Source organism: Gilvimarinus sp. 1_MG-2023, assembly GCF_030548285.1.
Genome location: NZ_JAUOSC010000782.1, coordinates 1 through 290 on the forward strand (window position 1 = coordinate 1; position 290 = coordinate 290).

Genomic DNA, 290 nt, shown 5'->3' on the forward strand with positions numbered 1-290 from the left:
TCTTTGACACGGACAAATTCCCTGGCAAACGTGGCTTGCGCAAAAGCCCCAAAGGCACGCTGGAATGGGCTCTGCTGGCTGATGGCGTCAGTAAAGACAAGGTCTACGACGTCCTGGCAACCAAAAAAGGGCTGGACCGTGCATTCCGTCAACTCGATGCCATCAAGCAGGATATCATCTGGTGGGAATCCGGCGCACAAGCTCCTCAACTGCTTGCCGATGGCGCGGTTGTGATGACGCAAGCCTATAACGGCCGTATTCATGATTCCGTGAAAAACGATGGCAGTGCC

At 54.5% G+C, this 290-nt stretch carries 1 protein-coding gene; it reads left to right on the forward strand.

From position 1 onward, the window contains the following. On the forward strand, positions 1-290 hold a 290-nt coding region (locus Q4563_RS19030), incomplete at both ends, for an extracellular solute-binding protein (protein ID WP_303605625.1).